The following is a 16,472-nucleotide window of genomic DNA, read 5'->3' as shown; positions in this document are numbered from 1 at the left end:
GCCGTTACCGTCAGGTTGTTCGACGATCCAGCATGGCACGCGCAATGGTGCCTGCATCAACATATTCAAGCTCACCGCCCACTGGCACACCGCGCGCCAGGCGGCTGACCTGCAAGCCACGGGCCTTGAGGTTTTCACTGATGTAGTGGGCTGTTGCCTCGCCTTCATTGGTGAAATTGGTGGCCAGCACGACTTCTTTGACGACGCCGTCAGTCGCCCGTGCGATCAGTTTTTCCAGGTGTATGTCTTTCGGTCCTATGCCATCCAGCGGAGACAAACGGCCCATCAGGACGAAATACAAGCCCTTGTAAGTCAGGGTCTGTTCTATCATCATCTGGTCAGAAGGTGTTTCGACCACGCATAGCATGCTGGCATCGCGTACCGTATCAAGGCAGGTTTCGCAGACTTCGCTTTCCGTGAAGGTATTGCAGGATGCGCAATGCTGTATGCGCTCTACCGCATGGGTCAGCGCCTGCCCAAGCAGGGCCGCACCTTCGCGGTCATGCTGCAGCAAGTGATAAGCCATGCGCTGGGCAGACTTTGGCCCTACGCCAGGCAAACGACGCAGCGCCTCAGACAAGGCATCCAGACTACCGATTTTCTTCACCCTCAGAACGGCATTTTAAAGCCAGGTGGCATAGGCATGCCGGCGGTCAGCGCTGACATTTTTTCTTGCGATGTTGCTTCTGCCTTGCGTACCGCATCATTGAAAGCAGCGGCGACCAGATCTTCCAGCATGTCCTTGTCATCACCCAGCAATGACGGGTCTATCGTGACGCGCTTGACATCGTTTTTGCAGGTCATGACGACCTTCACCAGACCGGCGCCAGCCTGACCTTCCACTTCAACCAGACCCAGTTGATCCTGTGCTTTTTTCATGTTGTCTTGCATGGCCTGGGCTTGTTTCATCAAACCGGCAAGTTGATTTTTCATCATAAAAATTTCTCCGAAAATATAAATTAAATAAGTGTCCAGATAAGTTGTTCGCTGCATACCACCGAGTTAAATCGGCCGAACGCTACCTGTGACGATAGTGGCACCAAATTCGCGCATTAAACTCTGCACGAAAGAGTCAGCTTGTATGGAAGTTTCGGCCTGCTGCTGACGCACTCCGCGTTCAGCCACAGCCTGGGCATTGGCAGTTTGTTCAACTGCACCGATTTCGGTTTCAACCCGGATATTTTTTTCAAAGCGCTCAGTCAGGGCAGCAGTAAGCTTGTCCAGGCTACCAGCCGACAACAAGGTCGGCAAAGGAACGCGCAAACGGAACACATGGGCATTGCCATCCTGCCTGCAACTGACCAGTTCGCTTTGCTGCGCCAATTGCTGTGCCACTCCGCGCACAGGCAGGCTGGCAGCCAGATTGGGCCAGAAACCGTCCCAGTTCAATTCTGGTACGGGGGTGTTGGATATCTGCCGGTCTGCCACGACGGCACCAGGCGCTTCCGGTTTGACCACCATTTCCGGTTTGGCTTTGTCTGCCGGCCTGACATCGTCGTCCTGGCGGACGGTCTTGCCAACGGCAAGCATGAGTTCATCTTCCTGCCTGGCGTCTGCCCCTGCAGGCATGGCAGAGATGTTGGAGATGTTGGAGATGTTGGAGATGTTGGAAATGTTGGACGTGGTTGGCCTGGAAGCCGGGCTGTCTGCTCTGGCCGGTGCCGACTCGAAGAACATTTCTTCATCCCATGGTGGCGGCATGTCATCCATACCGGCAGATTGTGCATCCTGCTCGGCAATCATGGGGGCTGGTGCAGATACTGCTGCTCTGGCTGTAGATGTAGGTGCAGGTATTACAGCTACTGCCGGCACCGGCATTGCTGCTGGCACGGGTCTGTCTTGTGCTGCGGCCGGTACCGGCTGGGCAGCGACCAGCGGCCTGACTGGTGCCGGTGCAGATGCTGCAGTCGCAAGCGTTGGTACAAGATCTGCAGAAGCTGCTGGTTTTGTAGTCGACCCAGTTTGCGCCGTTTGTTTGCCGCTAGCTGCACGGGCAGCTGCCAGCGCCGCCATCGCGGGGTTTGGGCGCGTGCCAGCAGCAGGTGCTGCCGGAATCGCCGCTGCGGGTGGGCTTGCCGGTGCTGGAGTTGCAGCAATAGCTGTCCTGCTCACTACGGGCGGTGCTGATGCCAAGGGGGCGATACTCATGCTGGCTTGCGATGATCCGCCAGCGAGGGGGGCGCCCTGGCCACCGGCATGCGTAGTACGCACTGCCATGCCATTTGATGGCAATGCCTGTGGTGCAGACGGCCTGCCACCGGCTGGTGGAATCGCATCCTGCTCGCCAGTTGCCGGCTTGAATGCCAGCATACGCAACAAGGTCATGCTGAAACCGGCATATTCGTCCGGTGCTAGTGCCAGTTCATTGCGGCCATAGACGGCAATCTGGTAAAACAATTGAATTTCTTCTTTGGCAAAACATTGCGCCAGACGCAAGACTTGCTCACGTTCAGGAATATCATCTGCCACTGCTGCGGGTACCAGCTGCGCAATAGCAATCTGGTGCAACAAACTGCCCAGGTCTTGCAAGGCAGCCTTGTAAGACAGGCTGCGGGCAGCCATTTCATCTGCCACATCCAGCAAGGCCTTGCCATCTTGCGCGGCCAGACCGTCAAGCAAGCGAATCAGATACGATTGATCAAGTGCACCCAACATACCCTGCACTGCATCCAGCGTTACTTTGCCGGCAGCATAGGCAATTGCCTGGTCGGTCAGCGACAGGGCATCACGCATGGAACCATGCGCCCCTTGCGCCAGCAGACGCAAGGCAGGTAATTCAAATTCGATCTGTTCCTGCCCCAGAATATTGTCCAGATGACCAACGATATGGCCAGGCGGCATTTGCTTGAGATTGAATTGCAGGCAACGCGACAAGACCGTCACCGGGATTTTTTGCGGGTCGGTGGTTGCCAGAATGAATTTGACGTGCTCAGGTGGCTCTTCCAGCGTTTTCAACATGGCATTGAAAGCGTGGTTGGTCAGCATGTGCACCTCGTCGATCATATACACTTTAAAACGTGCATTCGACGGGGCATAGATAGCCTGCTCCAACAACGAGGCCATTTCGTCAACGCCGCGATTGGACGCGGCATCCATTTCTATATAGTCAACAAAACGACCCGCATCAATGGCGGTACAAGCTTCGCAGACACCACAGGGATGGGCAGTGATACCCGTCTCGCAGTTAAAGGATTTGGCCAGTATGCGCGATAAAGTGGTTTTACCGACACCACGTGTACCAGTGAATAAATAGGCGTGATGCAGCCGCTGCTGCTCAAGCGCATGAGATAAGGCACGAACCACGTGCTCCTGCCCAACCAGCGTTTCAAAGCTCTTTGGGCGATATTTTCGGGCGAGGACTTGATAGGACATCTTGCGATTTTACCTTATTCAGGCTGACTGACCACTGATTTGCAGATATCCAAGCACCAAGTTTTTCATATGCACGCGAAAATCAGCGTCCTGCAGGCTTTGCGGGGACAACATCAGGGTTTGATACAACACACCGTAAATGGCAGCATGCACCACTTCCGGGCTGGCCTTCAGGTAGTTGGCGCGGTCACTACTGGCAGCAAAAGCCTGTTCCCAGATAGCCACGATCTGGCCGTACAGGATGCTATAGGCCTGGATGTCGGATATTTGCCGCTCCAGAAAAATCAGGGCAGACCATTCATCGGTTTTCTCCGCATGCAGTTGTATGATTTTTTCTATCATGAACTGCACCAGGTCTGGCAGGCGCTGGCCACGTTGCAAGTCTATCCACAGACGCATTTGCGTGCCTATATTTTTGAAACGTTCATGTATGCAATGTGCAGCAATGGATTTTTTTCCGGGGAAATATTCATATAAGGTACCCAGCCCTACCCCTGCCACCAAAGCAATATCGCGCATGGTCAGGTCGGCATAGTTTTTTTCAACCAAAAGCCGAACAAAGGCATCCAGAATCGCCACTTGCGTCATTCTGGACCGTTGCTGAACCGGCTTGCGCCTTAATTTCAATGGGCTGGCAATCTCTGTCATCTGTTTTTAATTACCGTTTGACGGCGTGGTTGGAAAGGCGAACATCTGAACGCAAACATCACGCTACACTAATAGAACTCATTTCATAAATAGGGGTGAGATGCGTTTGCCTCATAACGTGGGCTGGCAAGGCGGACGAGGCAGTCAATAGCGGGTCTATTGACAACGAGTCCAACGCAGTCCAGCACGCGTTATGAGGCAAACCCTTCGGGAGCTGACGATTCGGGCGCATTGCAGCGTTGCGCCGCTTGCTAAGGCACTAGCCTTAGCTGCGCGACGACGCCTTGCACTGCATCCCGAATCGCCTTGCTCGCACTCATCCCTATTTATGAAATGAGTTCTAATGAAATCAATAAGATAACGAGGCGCATATGCAATGGCAAACTCACGAAATCAGCAATCAGGTTCCAGACCTGCAAGACTACAATATTTTCTCTAGTGATGCTGTTCTAATGACAAGCAGCAGTCATTACCATGCGGACTGGCATCAATCTGCCCTGCGGGAAGCCGGGCAAGAACTGGGTAGCCGTGAAGTGCTGGAACTGGGTGCGCTGGCAAATACCCATCTGCCTGAATTACATACCCATGACCGTCATGGCAAACGCATAGACCGCGTCGATTTCCACCCCAGTTGGCACCAGTTGCTGGGTTTGTTGCGCAAACAGGGCCTGCATGCCAGCCCCTGGCGTACACCTCGCCCGGGCGCCCATGTTGCAAGAGCCGCTGGTTATTTCATGCAAGCACAGGTGGAGTCAGGTTCCCTATGCCCGACCACCATGACCTTTGCATCGATACCTGTGCTGCAAAATGAAGCGCGCCTGTTCGCCAGCTTAAAGGACAAACTGTACTCAAATGAACATGATGCCCGTGACCTGCCCATTGCCGACAAGACATCGATGCTGATAGGCATGGGCATGACGGAAAAACAAGGTGGCTCGGACGTCCGCACCAATACCACCACAGCAATCGCCACCGGTGCTGGCGGGCGTGGCGCTGACTATGTCATCACCGGCCACAAGTGGTTTTTTTCTGCCCCCATGTGCGACGCCCATCTGGTATTGGCGACCACCGAGGCAGGCTTGTCCTGTTTCTTTGTGCCGCGTTGGCGACCAGATGGCAGCAAGAATGCTGTCATCGTACAAAGACTGAAGGATAAGCTGGGTAACAAATCCAATTCCAGCAGTGAAGTGGAATTTCAGGATGCCTACGGCATCCTGGTCGGCAATGAAGGCCGGGGCATCCCCACCATCATAGAAATGGCTAACCTGACGCGTCTTGATTGCGTGATAGGCAGTGCTGCGCTGATGCGCCAGGCGCTGGTGCAAGCGATACATCATGCACGCCATCGCCATGCCTTTGGCAAGAAACTGCTCGAGCAGGCACTGATGCGCAATGTCCTGGCCGATATGGTAATGGAAAGCGAAGCTGCCACCCGCCTGATGCTGCATCTGGCAGCAACGCTGGACAATGCCGATGACCCGCTGCAACGCGCCTGGAGACGCATAGTGACGCCTGCCGCCAAATTCTGGGTCTGCAAGCGTACCCTGGAATTCACTGGTGAATGCATGGAAGTCTGGGGTGGCAATGGCTATGTGGAAAGCGGCCCCATGGCCCGTCTGTATCGCGAAGCGCCGGTCAATTCCATCTGGGAAGGTTCGGGCAATGTGATGTGCCTTGACGTACTGCGGGCCATGGAACGCGATCCTGTGGGTATGCAATTGCTGCTGCAACAATGGGCTGGATCACAGTCGCAAGAAGTACGACAGATGGTGCAACAATTGCAAACCGATTTACAGTTGCCGGCAGAACAGAAAGAAATGAGCGCCCGTCGCATTGCGCAACAACTGGTGCTGACCGCCCAGGCTTTTCTCATGTGTGAACATGCCCAGTCCGATAGTGCCTGCGCATTTGTGCGTAGCCGGCTGGATGGAGCAAATGGCAGGATTTATGGTAGCCTGGATAGCGGCATACCAGCTGCATTACAGGAAAGCATCATCGCCAATGCCTTCACAAACTGATCTGCTGCTCGTGTCCTTCTTTGTTTGCTCTTTCATATTGCATGAATGAGTGAACCGGGTCCAGAAACGCTTAGTAACGGGAAATTTCATCGGTCTTCACCCAAAACATCTACTTCGCATGCAAAGTCTGACCGAAGTTGCTACTTAAAAGCTAAGCACATTCAGCGCAACCAATACGACTCTTAACACCAGCCCCAAGATAAACCAGAAGAAAAACGATTTTTTAAGAAACTTCCCTATCAAACCAATCACCAGGGCAAATCCGAGCAATTTGCCGATATGTTTCCAGAAGTCTTTCTTTGATACGCCCTGGGTGTCAATAGCAGGGGCAGAAGCGGGAGTATTTTGGGCAGCCGCAACTTCTGCCGGAACTACAGCAACTGGGGCTTGCCCTGAATTTGGTTTCTCATATTCGATGGTATTGACGCTGGTTCCCTCAGTGCCAGGCGCACAGGGTTCTCTTTGGGGGTTCGATTTTCCGTCAGCGCCCTTGCACCAATTTAATGGTTTCAGCGGTGGTGTTTCTTTCAATTCAAGCGTAGGTACGCCTTGCGCTGATGCATTCAAGCAGATGAAAAACAAAATAGCGGCGATTACTTTCATTTTCGTACAACGTCCTTATTAATAAACCAAATTTTGCCAAGCTCGAGCTAGCGCTATCTTTTGATTGCGTAAATTTTATGCAAATAAGAAAATGCAGCGGGATCGGGCGACAATGTCGTTAACGCCGCCGTCCGGCCCTATGACCAAAGCAACGGCATTATGTTGTTGATACCTTAGAAAGCAGCAATACCGGTCTGCGCACGTCCCAAAATCAGGGCATGGATATCATGTGTACCTTCATAGGTATTCACGACTTCCAGATTCACCAGGTGACGGGCAATGCCAAATTCATCGGAAATACCATTGCCACCCAGCATATCGCGCGCGGTACGGGCGATGTCCAGTGATTTTCCGCAGGAATTACGTTTCATGATGGAAGTGATTTCCACCGCAGCCGTACCTTCATCCTTCATGCGTCCCAGACGCAGGCAGCCTTGCAGGGCCAACGTGATTTCGGTCTGCATATCAGCCAGTTTTTTCTGTACCAGTTGATTGGCGGCCAGCGGGCGGCCAAATTGCAGGCGGTCCATGGTGTACTGGCGTGCAGTATGCCAGCAGAATTCTGCCGCACCCAACGCACCCCAGGCAATACCGTAACGGGCAGAATTCAGGCAGGTGAACGGGCCTTTCAAGCCTTCCACATGTGGCATCAGGTTTTCTTCGGGTACGAATACTTCATCCATGACGATTTCGCCAGTGATGGAAGCACGCAAGCCAACCTTGCCATGAATGGCCGGTGCTGTCAGGCCTTTCCAGCCTTTTTCCAGGATAAAGCCACGGATACGGCCATCATCGGTTTTTGCCCAGACCACGAAAACATCAGCGATAGGGCTATTGGTGATCCACATCTTGGCACCACTGAGGGAATAGCCGCCCGGTACGGTCTTGGCACGGGTGACCATACTGCCAGGGTCAGAACCATGATTCGGCTCGGTCAGGCCAAAGCAGCCTATCCATTCGCCCGTAGCCAGCTTGGGCAGGTATTTTTGTTTTTGTGCTTCGCTGCCGAATTCATTGATGGGCACCATGACCAGAGAGCTTTGCACACTCATCATGGAACGGTAGCCCGAATCAACACGTTCCACTTCACGTGCCACCAGGCCATAGCATACATAGTTCAAACCGGCACCACCATATTGCGTGGGGATCATGGAACCCAAGAGGCCAAGCTCACCCATTTCGCGGAAAATGGCGGGATCAGTTTTTTCATGACGGAAAGCTTCCAGTACGCGTGGCGTCAGCTTTTCTTCACAATAGACGCGCGCGGCATCCTGCACCATGCGCTCTTCGTCGCTCAACTGTGAAGACAATAACAAGGGATCTTCCCAACTAAATACAGCCTTGGCCATCTGTTTCTCCTGATTGTATGAATTGCTTTTTGTATGAACTACTTTTTGTATTATTTACTTTTATAAGTTACTTTTATGTATTACTTTTATTTACTGGCGATCGCACCAGCCAGTCATAGGGTGCCATGCAGGTTTAATTTAATTTGCCGTGTGTTTTTCAGTATGCAACAGCGACAAACCTAGTTGCGCCCGGCGTACCAGCCATGGGCTGGGACGATAGCGTGGATCACCTGTGCTGCTCAACAAATTTCGCAAAATACCTAGTATACGCGAAGCACCCAGTTTATCACCCCAGGCCAGTGGTCCCACCGGATACGCCAGGCCCAAAGTGACGGCTCTGTCCAGATCTTGCGGGCTGCAAATACCCTGCTGCACGATGTCGCTGGCAATATTGATGATGCATGCCAGCATGCGCTGCACCACGAAGCCACTGCTGTCCTGTATCAGGCTGACACCTTGTCCACTGCCTAACAACAATGACTGGCAGCGCGCAGCAATAAGTGCATCCGTAGCCGGATTGGTCATCAGGGTCAAATGTCCTTCGCAAGCCAGCAAGGCATCAATGCCCAGTGTACGGCGGGCATCCAGGCCCGCACTGGCAACACTGCTGCTGACATCTGCACCATACGGGCTGACGATGCACAAGGCAGTGTCCGACGGTTGCGCACCTGTTTCCACGTTTGCACCACAACGCTCAAACAAGGCAGTCAATGCAGGGACGGCATCCGGGTTGGCCTGGCTAATCCAGACGGTGTCAGTCCATGCCGGATAATTTTCTGCTGGCGCTGGCAGCGTATTCTCAGCACTGTAAGAATAAAATCCACGTCCGGTTTTACGTCCGAGCACACCGGCGTGTACACGCTGTGCAGTGATGACGCTGGGTCGATAGCGTGGCTCTTCATAATACTGGTGATAAATTGCTTCCATCACCGGATGCGATACATCCAGCCCGGTCAGGTCCATCAATTCAAATGGTCCCAGCTTGAAGCCAGCGGCTTCGCGCATGATCTGGTCGATCTGGCGGAAAGTGGCGACATTTTCTTGCAGGATACGCAGGGCCTCGGTGCCGTAAGCGCGACCGGCATGATTGACGATAAAGCCAGGTGTGTCCCTGGCACGTACCGGCAAATGCCCGGTGCGGCTGGCAAACGCCATGAGTTGCCCGGCCACATCGGCACTCGTCAATAAGCCATCAATGACTTCCACCACTTTCATCAGTGGCACAGGATTAAAAAAATGCAGGCCCGCCACGCGCTCGGGTATTTTGCTGCCCGCCGCAATGGCAGTGACGGATAAAGACGACGTATTTGTCGCCAGTATGCAGGCATCACTGACAATGCCATCCAATTGCTGGAACAAGCCGCGCTTGGCATCCAGCTTTTCGATAATCGCTTCCACGATCAGATCGCAATCAGCCAGTTCCTGCATGTCATCAACGACTTGCAGGTTTTCCAGTGCATCCTGGTATTCTTCTTCGGTGAGTTTTTCCTTGTTCAGCATTTTTTGCCATTGCTCAGCAATCAGTTGACTGGCTTTACGTGCAGCATCAGGCTGTACGTCGAACAAAAGAACAGCAAAGCCGGCCTGGGCTGCAATCTGGCCGATACCACGACCCATTGCGCCTGCACCAACGATACCAACTACACCTATGTTTGCTTTCATATTCGCTCCGGCACGATGGCAGTGACTTCTATTTCGACCTTCGCCCTATCTTCGATCAGGGCAGCTACCTGCACTGCAGTCATGGCCGGGAAATGGCGACCTATAATAGCGCGGTATGCTTCACCCACTTCCTTGTAGGCGCCAACATATTCTTTTTTATCCACGACATACCAGGTCATGCGTACTATATGTTCGGGACCGGCATTAGCCTCGGCCAGAACCTCAACAATATTCTGCAAAGCCTGTCTGACCTGGGTGGCAAAATCATCGGAATGAAATACGCATTGCGCATCCCAGCCTATCATGCCGCTGACACACACAGTGCGGCCACTGGCAACAACACCATTGGAATAGCCGCGAGGCTTGGCCCAACCCTGGGGTTGCAAAATATCCATCGTCTATCCTTTCAACCATGACTTTTCATGCTTTTCAACACAAAAAGTCTGTTATTTATATCTCAAACCGGGCTTATCTGCTTAAGCTGAAGCAAGCTTTTCATCTTTAGCAGCACAATAATGCAACATGGCAGCACGCAATTCATCCGGTATCGCTATGGCCTGGCGCAATGTCAGGTCCATCATGACCAGAACCAGACGGGCTTTCAGGCGTACATCCTGCTGCTGGCCACTGAAGCTTACTTGTATCTCTACTGAGGTATTGCCAAGCTTCAGCACAGTCAATTCCGCCATTAAAGTTTCGCCAAGCTGCGCAGGCCTGATGAAATCTGTTTCCAGGTGTACCGTCGGCAAACCTATGCCACGTTCAATATGCATTTCACGGAAACTACAGCCCAGTCCTTGCGCACACCAGTCTTCCACCACGCCATTCATCATTTCAAAATAGCGCGGATAAAATACGATGCCTGCCGGGTCACAATGGGCAAAGCGTATCGGCAATTCAGCCGTGAAGTTCATTATTAATGCTCATACTGCGGCAAATTCCTTCAATAATTCACGGCCAATAATCAATTGCTGTACTTCTGTCGCTCCCTCATAGATACGCAGGGAACGGATTTCACGATACAGGCGTTCTACCGGGACTTCTGAAACCACACCCAGACCACCAAACATTTGCAACGCCGCATCGATCACTTGCTGCGCGCCTTCGGTCGCAGTCAGTTTTGCCATGGCAGCTTCTTTGGTGACTTTCTTGCCCTGGTCTCTTTGCCATGCAGCGCGGTATATCAGCAGGGCTGAACTGTCTATCGTGGTAGCCATCTGTGCCAGTTTGGCCTGGGTCAATTGAAAGTCGGCCAGGGTCTGCCCAAACATTTTGCGTGTCGTCACTCTATGCATGGCTTCATCCATGGCGCGCCGGGCAAAACCCAGAGCCGCTCCCGCGACAGAAGTGCGGAAGATATCCAAAGTCGCCATCGCCACTTTGAAGCCCTGCCCTGCTTCACCCAGTCGCTGCGCAGCCGGTACACGACAATTGCTGAACTTCAAGCGAGCCAATGGGTGCGGGGCAATCACATCGATACGTTCGGCAATCTCAAAGCCCGGCAAACCGGCATCGACGATCAAGGCAGTGATACCACGCGCACCCGGCGCTTCGCCAGTGCGGGCAAACAGCACATAAAAATCGGCAATGCCACCATTGGAAATCCAGGTTTTTTCACCGTTCAGGACATAATGGCCGCCATCTGCATCAGCAACAAACTCTGCTGCACATTGCATGGCCGCCACATCGGAACCCGCTTCAGGTTCAGACAATGCGAAAGCAGCAATCGCCTCGCCTTTGGCTACCTTGGTAAGATAATGTTGTTTTTGTACTTGCGTGCCATGCAGGCTGATGGCACCTGAACCCAGGCCCTGCATGGCAAAGGCGAAATCCGCCAGGCCAGAATGGCGCGCCAGTGTTTCGCGTATCAGGCAAATGGCCCGGGTATCGATGACATCGGCATTGCCGCCGTAGGCGCTACCGCCGATGGCGTTTTTGAGCCAGCCAGCCGCACCCAGCAGTTTTACCAGATCGCGGCAAGCCTGATCAACATCCGCTATGTGATGATCAGGCAGGTTTTGTGCAGCCCAGGCATCCAGTGTGCGTTGTAACTCGCGGTGTTTGTCATCAAAGAAGGGCCAATCGAGGTAGCTGGTATCAGACATGCTATGTGTCACGGTCAATCCCCTTCAAATACTGGTTTTTGTTTGGCCACGAAGGCATGGTAGGCACGATGAAAATCATTGGTCATCATGCATATCGCCTGTGCCTGGGCTTCAGCCTCTATGGCTTCATCGACACCCATATTCCATTCCTGCTGCAGCATTTTCTTGGTCATGCCATGGGCAAAATTAGGGCCTTCCGCCAGGTTTTTTGCATACGCCTGCGCTTCTGTCAGCACATCTTCTGGTGCCGCGAGACGATTGAAAAAGCCCCAGCGTTCTGCCTCATCACCCGACATGGAACGACCGCTGTATAGTAAATCCGCAGCCCGTCCCTGCCCGATGATGCGCGGCAGGATGGAGCAGGCCCCCATGTCGCAACCCGCCAGACCGACGCGGGTGAACAGGAAGGCAGTTTTGCTGCGCGTCGTACCTATACGTATATCCGAAGCCAGCGCCAGAATGGCACCTGCCCCGGCACATACGCCATCAATTGCGGCAATGATCGGTTGTGGACAGGCACGCATGGCCTTGACGAGATCACCCGTCATACGGGTAAAACTTAGCAGCCCCGGCATATCCAGTTTGGTCAGCGGGCCTATGATTTCATGCACATCACCACCTGAACAAAAGTTTTCACCTGCACCGGTAATGACGATGGCCTTGACATCATCTGCATAAGACAAAGTACGAAACAGGTCGCGCAGCTCTGCATAAGAATCAAAAGTCAGCGGGTTTTTACGTTCAGGCCGGTTCAGGGTGATGGTGGCAACACCAGCCTCTACGGCATAGGTAAAATGCTGCGCTGTATAGTCTGTCAGTTGCTGGCGATTACCAGGCAAATCCTGGGGCTGACCGGATAGGTATTTCATGTTGATTGTTCCTGCGAAAGTTTGTCGTCTGCGATTGTGTCTGTGTTGTTGTCTGTGCTGTTGCCAGCGCTGTTACCTGCACTATTGTCAACGCCAGGGGCATGCAAGTGGGTTTTCACTTGCGACAATAATTCAAATAACTTACTTTTCTGTTCCGTCTGCAAGCCGGAAAACATATCGGCGATCCATGCCTCATGCACGGCAGCCATGCGCTTGAAGGCGCGGCGACCGGCGGGTGTCAGCTTGACGCTGTAAGCACGGCGGTCTTTCAGGTCGGCGACGCGTGTCACCAGTTTTTCTTGCTCAAGCTGATCGGTAATGCCGGTGATATTGCCGCCGGTGACCATCATACGCTTGGATAACTCGCCCATGCGCAAACCTTCGGGATGTCGTTCCAGTTGCGCCATCAGGTCAAAGCGCGGCAAGGTAATACCAAACTCGCTGCGCAAGCGGCTACGGATTTCACCTTCTATCATCACGGTGCAAGACAACATGCGCAACCACAGGCGCAAGGACTGATGGTCATCTTGCGTCAGGCGGGTTTCCATGTCGTACACGGGGTTACTGTCTTCTTTCATATTTGATTTTGTCTGTTCTTCAGATTTCATCACATCACTTCGCCACCAGCGACAGCAATGGATTGCCCATTCATTGCCGATGCACCGTCCATGCACAACCACAGCACCGCATCTGCCACCTCTTGTGGCTGCACCAGGCGTTTTTGCGGATTGCCAGCCGCCAGTTCAGCTTTCGCCTGTTCTTCAGTACGACCGGTTTTGGCAACGATATTGGCGATTGCATCCTTGACGATATCGGTCTCGGTGTAACCAGGGCAAACCGCATTCACGGTTACACCTTTGGCCGCGACTTCCAGCGCTACTGCCCGTGTCAGGCCAATCACTGCATGCTTGGCAGCGCAGTAGGCAGAGACATAGGCATAAGCCTTCAGCCCTGCGGTACTCGCCACATTCACGATACGCCCCCAGCCTGCTTCCAGCATGGCGGGCAAGGCTTGTTGCATGCAAATGAAACTGCCATTCAGATTCACGTCCAGCATGTTTTTCCATAGCCTGGCATCAGTTTTCAGGAAAGAAGCCGAACTGGCTTGCCCGGCATTGTTGATCAGGATATCGATACGCCCATCCCTAGCCTGCGATAACTGAAAAGCTGCATGCACTGACTCCACATCACTGACATCCATGACTACATACTGCACTTTGGCATTGGCTCGCAATTCATTAAGCAACATTACCTGTGCCTCTTGCAGCGTCACTTCGTTACGACCTGCCAGCGTCACGGTTGCCCCTTCACTCAATAAGGCTTGTGCTATCGCCAGGCCTATACCCTTGCCACCGCCAGTAACCAGCGCATGCCTGCCTTGCAATCGTCTTTGATAGCTTGTCATGCTCATCCTTCCAGCAACTTGGCAGCAACTTGCTGCGGCGTCAGGCCAGCGCTGGCTGCTGCGACCTGTCTTTCACGTTCCAGATTACGTTCCAGTTGCATTTTTCCAGCGACATATTGTTTGGGCCAGGGCATGTCAGCAAAGCCCAGCCTGGCTGCTTCATGCAAGGTCCAGGCAGGGTCTGCCAGATGTGGTCTGGCAATGGCACACAGATCAGCGCGGCCAGCGGCGATGATGCTATTCGCATGATCAGCTTCAAAAATGGCACCGACGGCAATCGTGGGGATGTGTGCTTCGTTGCGTATGCGATCAGCAAATGGGGTTTGGAACATGCGGCCATACACAGGTTTTTCCTGCTTGCTGACCTGTCCCGAAGAACAATCTATCATGTCAGCACCGGCAGCCTTGAACAGCCTGGCGATGGCGACTGCATCATCAGGCGTAATACCGCCCTCTACCCAGTCATGTGCAGAAATGCGTACAGAGATGGGTTTCTGCGCTGGCCAGGCGGCGCGTAGGGCAGCAAACACCTGCAAGGGGAAACGGCAACGGTTTTCCAGCGAACCGCCATATTCATCTTCACGCTGATTGGTCAGTGGCGAAATGAAACTTGATAACAGATAACCATGGGCGCAATGCAGTTCCAGCCAGTCAAAGCCTGCCTCTTCCGCTGCTTTGCTCGCCTGCACAAAATCATTCTGGATACGCTGCATGTCTGCCGTTGTGACTGCACGCGCACGTTGCGAAATGCCAGGCAGGTATTCTTGTTCAGATGCAGACACCAGCGGCCAGTTACCCTCTTTGAGGGGCTGGTCTGTTCCTTCCCAGGCCACGCAGGTAGAACCTTTGGCTCCGGCATGGCCAAGCTGGATGGCGATCCTGGCATCCGTATTGGCATGGACAAAATCGACGATACGTTTCCAAGCTTGCGTATGTTCAGGTGCATACAGGCCAGGGCAAGCGGGTGTAATGCGCGCATCGGCAGATACGCAGGTCATCTCGGCAAACACCAGGCCAGCACCGCCCATGGCACGGCTGCCCAGATGCACAAGATGATAATCGCCCGCTACACCATCAGTCGCAGAATATTGCGCCATCGGTGATACAACGATACGGTTTTTCAACACGACGTCACGCAACTTATACGGCGTCAGCATTGGGGGAATTTCTGTCTTGGTCCTGGGCACAGGCAAGCCAGCTTTGGCATAGGCTTGTTCGGCTATCCAGTGTTCAAAACTGCGTACATAAGCCGCATCCCTGACGCGCAGGTTTTCATGCGACAAACGCTGGCTGCGTGTCAGCATGGAATAGGCAAACTGCGGCGCTTCCATGGCGGTATAACGTTGGACGTTTTCAAACCATTCCATGGAATTGCGGGCGGCGCTTTGTATCTTCAAGACTTCAATAGAACGCAAGTCCTGATAAGCTTCCAGCACGGCGTCCATCCCTTTCGTGCCATGTTTCTCAAAACTGCGCGCCAGTTCTATCGCATCTTCGAGTGCCAGCTTGGTACCGGAACCTATGGAAAAATGCGCCGTGTGGGCAGCGTCGCCCATCAGGACTACCGGTACACGTATGCCATTCAACTGGTTCCAGTGCACCCAGTTCTTGCAGATAATGCGCGGAAACTTGATCCAGTTGGCCGAGCCACGCAAATGCGTGGCATTCGACATCAGGGCATTGCCATCCAGGTATTTGGCGAACAGCTTTTCACAAAAGGCAATCGCCTCTTCCTGGTTCATTTTATCTATGCCAGCTTTTTCCCAGGTTTCTTCCGGGGTTTCGACAATAAAGGTCGCGGTATCACCATCATATTGATAGGCATGCGCCTGAAACCAGCCATGTTCGGTTTCTTCAAAGGCAAAGGTAAAAGCTGAAAACAGCTTTTTGGTGCCCAGCCAGACGAAACGGCATTTGCGCGTATCGATATCGGGTTGATAGCTTTGCGCATAGCGTGTGCGCACGCGGCTGTTCAAGCCATCGCATGCGATAACCAGGTCAGCATCATATTCCAGTGCCAGTGCCTGGTCGTCGGTCACATCCGTTTCAAAGACCAGCTTCACATCCAGTTCTTCACAACGTTCTTGCAGGATGTTCAGCAGTCGCTTGCGACCTATGCCACAAAAACCATGACCGCCCGAGGTGACAACCTGGCCCTTGAAATGGGTATCAATATCATCCCAGTGATTGAATGATTGCAAGATGGACCGTGCAGTCTGTTCATCGGCATTCACCAGATTCCCCAGCGTCTGGTCAGAAAACACCACGCCCCAGCCAAAGGTATCGTAAGCGCGATTGCGTTCGACGATGGTAATTTGATGAGCCGGGTTTTGCTTTTTCATCAGCAGGCTGAAGTACAGGCCAGCCGGACCACCACCGATGCAGAGGATATTCATGGAAATGCCTTGAAAATTTTAATATTTGAGATAAAGCTGATTGCT

The 16,472-nt window shown here is 53.1% G+C and carries 14 protein-coding genes and 1 pseudogene; 1 reads left to right on the top strand and 14 read right to left on the bottom strand.

All coding sequences use genetic code 11. The features are described 5' to 3' along the window. Window positions 1-10: 10 nt before the first annotated feature. The 4 genes from recR to ACO0K9_RS01450 form a co-directional block, all read right to left on the bottom strand. Entirely contained in the window at window positions 11-607 is a 597-nt protein-coding gene (gene recR, locus ACO0K9_RS01465; RefSeq protein WP_422981045.1) for a recombination mediator RecR, read from the bottom strand. A 2-nt stretch (window positions 608-609) separates the two neighbouring features. Then, window positions 610-936, bottom strand: coding sequence for a YbaB/EbfC family nucleoid-associated protein (locus ACO0K9_RS01460; RefSeq protein WP_422981043.1), 327 nt, complete (start codon window positions 934-936; stop codon window positions 610-612). Between the two features lie 66 nt (window positions 937-1,002). Then, window positions 1,003-3,372, bottom strand: coding sequence for a DNA polymerase III subunit gamma/tau (locus ACO0K9_RS01455; RefSeq protein ID WP_422981041.1), 2,370 nt, complete (start codon window positions 3,370-3,372; stop codon window positions 1,003-1,005). An 18-nt stretch (window positions 3,373-3,390) separates the two neighbouring features. After that, complete coding sequence (locus tag ACO0K9_RS01450) at window positions 3,391-4,020, bottom strand: TetR/AcrR family transcriptional regulator (protein WP_422981039.1); 630 nt, start codon at window positions 4,018-4,020, stop codon at window positions 3,391-3,393. Window positions 4,021-4,391: 371 nt separating this feature from the next. Here ACO0K9_RS01450 and ACO0K9_RS01445 point away from each other — a divergent pair, with 371 nt between their 5' ends. Further along, window positions 4,392-6,038: an isovaleryl-CoA dehydrogenase gene (locus tag ACO0K9_RS01445; protein WP_422981037.1), complete on the top strand. Its 1,647-nt coding sequence runs from the start codon at window positions 4,392-4,394 to the stop codon at window positions 6,036-6,038. Window positions 6,039-6,182: 144 nt separating this feature from the next. On the opposite strand, the gene ACO0K9_RS01440 is transcribed toward ACO0K9_RS01445, so the two are convergent. The 10 genes and pseudogenes from ACO0K9_RS01440 to ACO0K9_RS01395 form a co-directional block, all read right to left on the bottom strand. After that, complete coding sequence (locus ACO0K9_RS01440; protein WP_422981035.1) at window positions 6,183-6,641, bottom strand: hypothetical protein; 459 nt, start codon at window positions 6,639-6,641, stop codon at window positions 6,183-6,185. A gap of 173 nt (window positions 6,642-6,814) precedes the next feature. Continuing rightward, on the bottom strand, window positions 6,815-7,990 hold the full coding sequence (locus tag ACO0K9_RS01435) for an acyl-CoA dehydrogenase (protein WP_305262009.1): 1,176 nt from the start codon (window positions 7,988-7,990) through the stop codon (window positions 6,815-6,817). A gap of 138 nt (window positions 7,991-8,128) precedes the next feature. Continuing rightward, complete coding sequence (locus ACO0K9_RS01430; RefSeq protein WP_422981032.1) at window positions 8,129-9,652, bottom strand: 3-hydroxyacyl-CoA dehydrogenase; 1,524 nt, start codon at window positions 9,650-9,652, stop codon at window positions 8,129-8,131. Continuing rightward, window positions 9,649-10,047 carry a RidA family protein gene (locus ACO0K9_RS01425; RefSeq protein WP_422981030.1) on the bottom strand — a complete coding sequence of 133 codons (399 nt, stop codon included), beginning with the start codon at window positions 10,045-10,047 and terminating at the stop codon, window positions 9,649-9,651. Before ACO0K9_RS01425 ends, ACO0K9_RS01430 begins: the two co-directional genes overlap by 4 nt. An 81-nt stretch (window positions 10,048-10,128) precedes the next feature. Next, entirely contained in the window at window positions 10,129-10,566 is a 438-nt protein-coding gene (locus tag ACO0K9_RS01420; RefSeq protein WP_422981028.1) for an acyl-CoA thioesterase, read from the bottom strand. A gap of 9 nt (window positions 10,567-10,575) precedes the next feature. Then, a complete protein-coding gene (locus ACO0K9_RS01415) occupies window positions 10,576-11,757 on the bottom strand; it encodes an acyl-CoA dehydrogenase family protein (RefSeq protein ID WP_422981026.1) in 1,182 nt (393 codons plus the stop codon). Window positions 11,758-11,771: 14 nt separating this feature from the next. Beyond that, window positions 11,772-12,626, bottom strand: coding sequence for an enoyl-CoA hydratase family protein (locus tag ACO0K9_RS01410; RefSeq protein WP_422981024.1), 855 nt, complete (start codon window positions 12,624-12,626; stop codon window positions 11,772-11,774). 98 nt (window positions 12,627-12,724) lie between these two features. Further along, a pseudogene (locus ACO0K9_RS01405) lies at window positions 12,725-13,204 on the bottom strand (MarR family winged helix-turn-helix transcriptional regulator); the annotation flags it as partial. A gap of 29 nt (window positions 13,205-13,233) precedes the next feature. Continuing rightward, window positions 13,234-14,031: an SDR family NAD(P)-dependent oxidoreductase gene (locus tag ACO0K9_RS01400; protein WP_422981022.1), complete on the bottom strand. Its 798-nt coding sequence runs from the start codon at window positions 14,029-14,031 to the stop codon at window positions 13,234-13,236. A gap of 2 nt (window positions 14,032-14,033) precedes the next feature. Beyond that, window positions 14,034-16,427, bottom strand: coding sequence for a bifunctional salicylyl-CoA 5-hydroxylase/oxidoreductase (locus ACO0K9_RS01395; protein ID WP_422981020.1), 2,394 nt, complete (start codon window positions 16,425-16,427; stop codon window positions 14,034-14,036). Window positions 16,428-16,472 lie beyond the last annotated feature (45 nt).

Origin of the sequence: Undibacterium sp. Ji50W, assembly GCF_049340445.1 — a bacterium.
In the GTDB taxonomy this organism is placed as follows: Bacteria; Pseudomonadota; Gammaproteobacteria; order Burkholderiales; family Burkholderiaceae_D; genus Undibacterium.
The sequence above is the reverse complement of the archived record's forward strand: the minus strand, read 5'-3'. Positions and strand labels throughout refer to the sequence as shown.

Excerpts from the sequence above, each read along its gene's own strand:
- ACO0K9_RS01460 (WP_422981043.1), bottom strand. The coding sequence starts at position 936 with ATGATGAAAAATCAACTTGCCGGTTTGATGAAACAAGCCCAGGCCATG.
- ACO0K9_RS01455 (WP_422981041.1), bottom strand. The coding sequence starts at position 3,372 with ATGTCCTATCAAGTCCTCGCCCGAAAATATCGCCCAAAGAGCTTTGAA.
- ACO0K9_RS01450 (WP_422981039.1), bottom strand. The coding sequence starts at position 4,020 with ATGACAGAGATTGCCAGCCCATTGAAATTAAGGCGCAAGCCGGTTCAG.
- ACO0K9_RS01445 (WP_422981037.1), top strand. The coding sequence starts at position 4,392 with ATGCAATGGCAAACTCACGAAATCAGCAATCAGGTTCCAGACCTGCAA.
- ACO0K9_RS01440 (WP_422981035.1), bottom strand. The coding sequence starts at position 6,641 with ATGAAAGTAATCGCCGCTATTTTGTTTTTCATCTGCTTGAATGCATCA.
- ACO0K9_RS01435 (WP_305262009.1), bottom strand. The coding sequence starts at position 7,990 with ATGGCCAAGGCTGTATTTAGTTGGGAAGATCCCTTGTTATTGTCTTCA.
- ACO0K9_RS01430 (WP_422981032.1), bottom strand. The coding sequence starts at position 9,652 with ATGAAAGCAAACATAGGTGTAGTTGGTATCGTTGGTGCAGGCGCAATG.
- ACO0K9_RS01425 (WP_422981030.1), bottom strand. The coding sequence starts at position 10,047 with ATGGATATTTTGCAACCCCAGGGTTGGGCCAAGCCTCGCGGCTATTCC.
- ACO0K9_RS01420 (WP_422981028.1), bottom strand. The coding sequence starts at position 10,566 with ATGAACTTCACGGCTGAATTGCCGATACGCTTTGCCCATTGTGACCCG.
- ACO0K9_RS01415 (WP_422981026.1), bottom strand. The coding sequence starts at position 11,757 with ATGTCTGATACCAGCTACCTCGATTGGCCCTTCTTTGATGACAAACAC.
- ACO0K9_RS01410 (WP_422981024.1), bottom strand. The coding sequence starts at position 12,626 with ATGAAATACCTATCCGGTCAGCCCCAGGATTTGCCTGGTAATCGCCAG.
- ACO0K9_RS01400 (WP_422981022.1), bottom strand. The coding sequence starts at position 14,031 with ATGACAAGCTATCAAAGACGATTGCAAGGCAGGCATGCGCTGGTTACT.
- ACO0K9_RS01395 (WP_422981020.1), bottom strand. The coding sequence starts at position 16,427 with ATGAATATCCTCTGCATCGGTGGTGGTCCGGCTGGCCTGTACTTCAGC.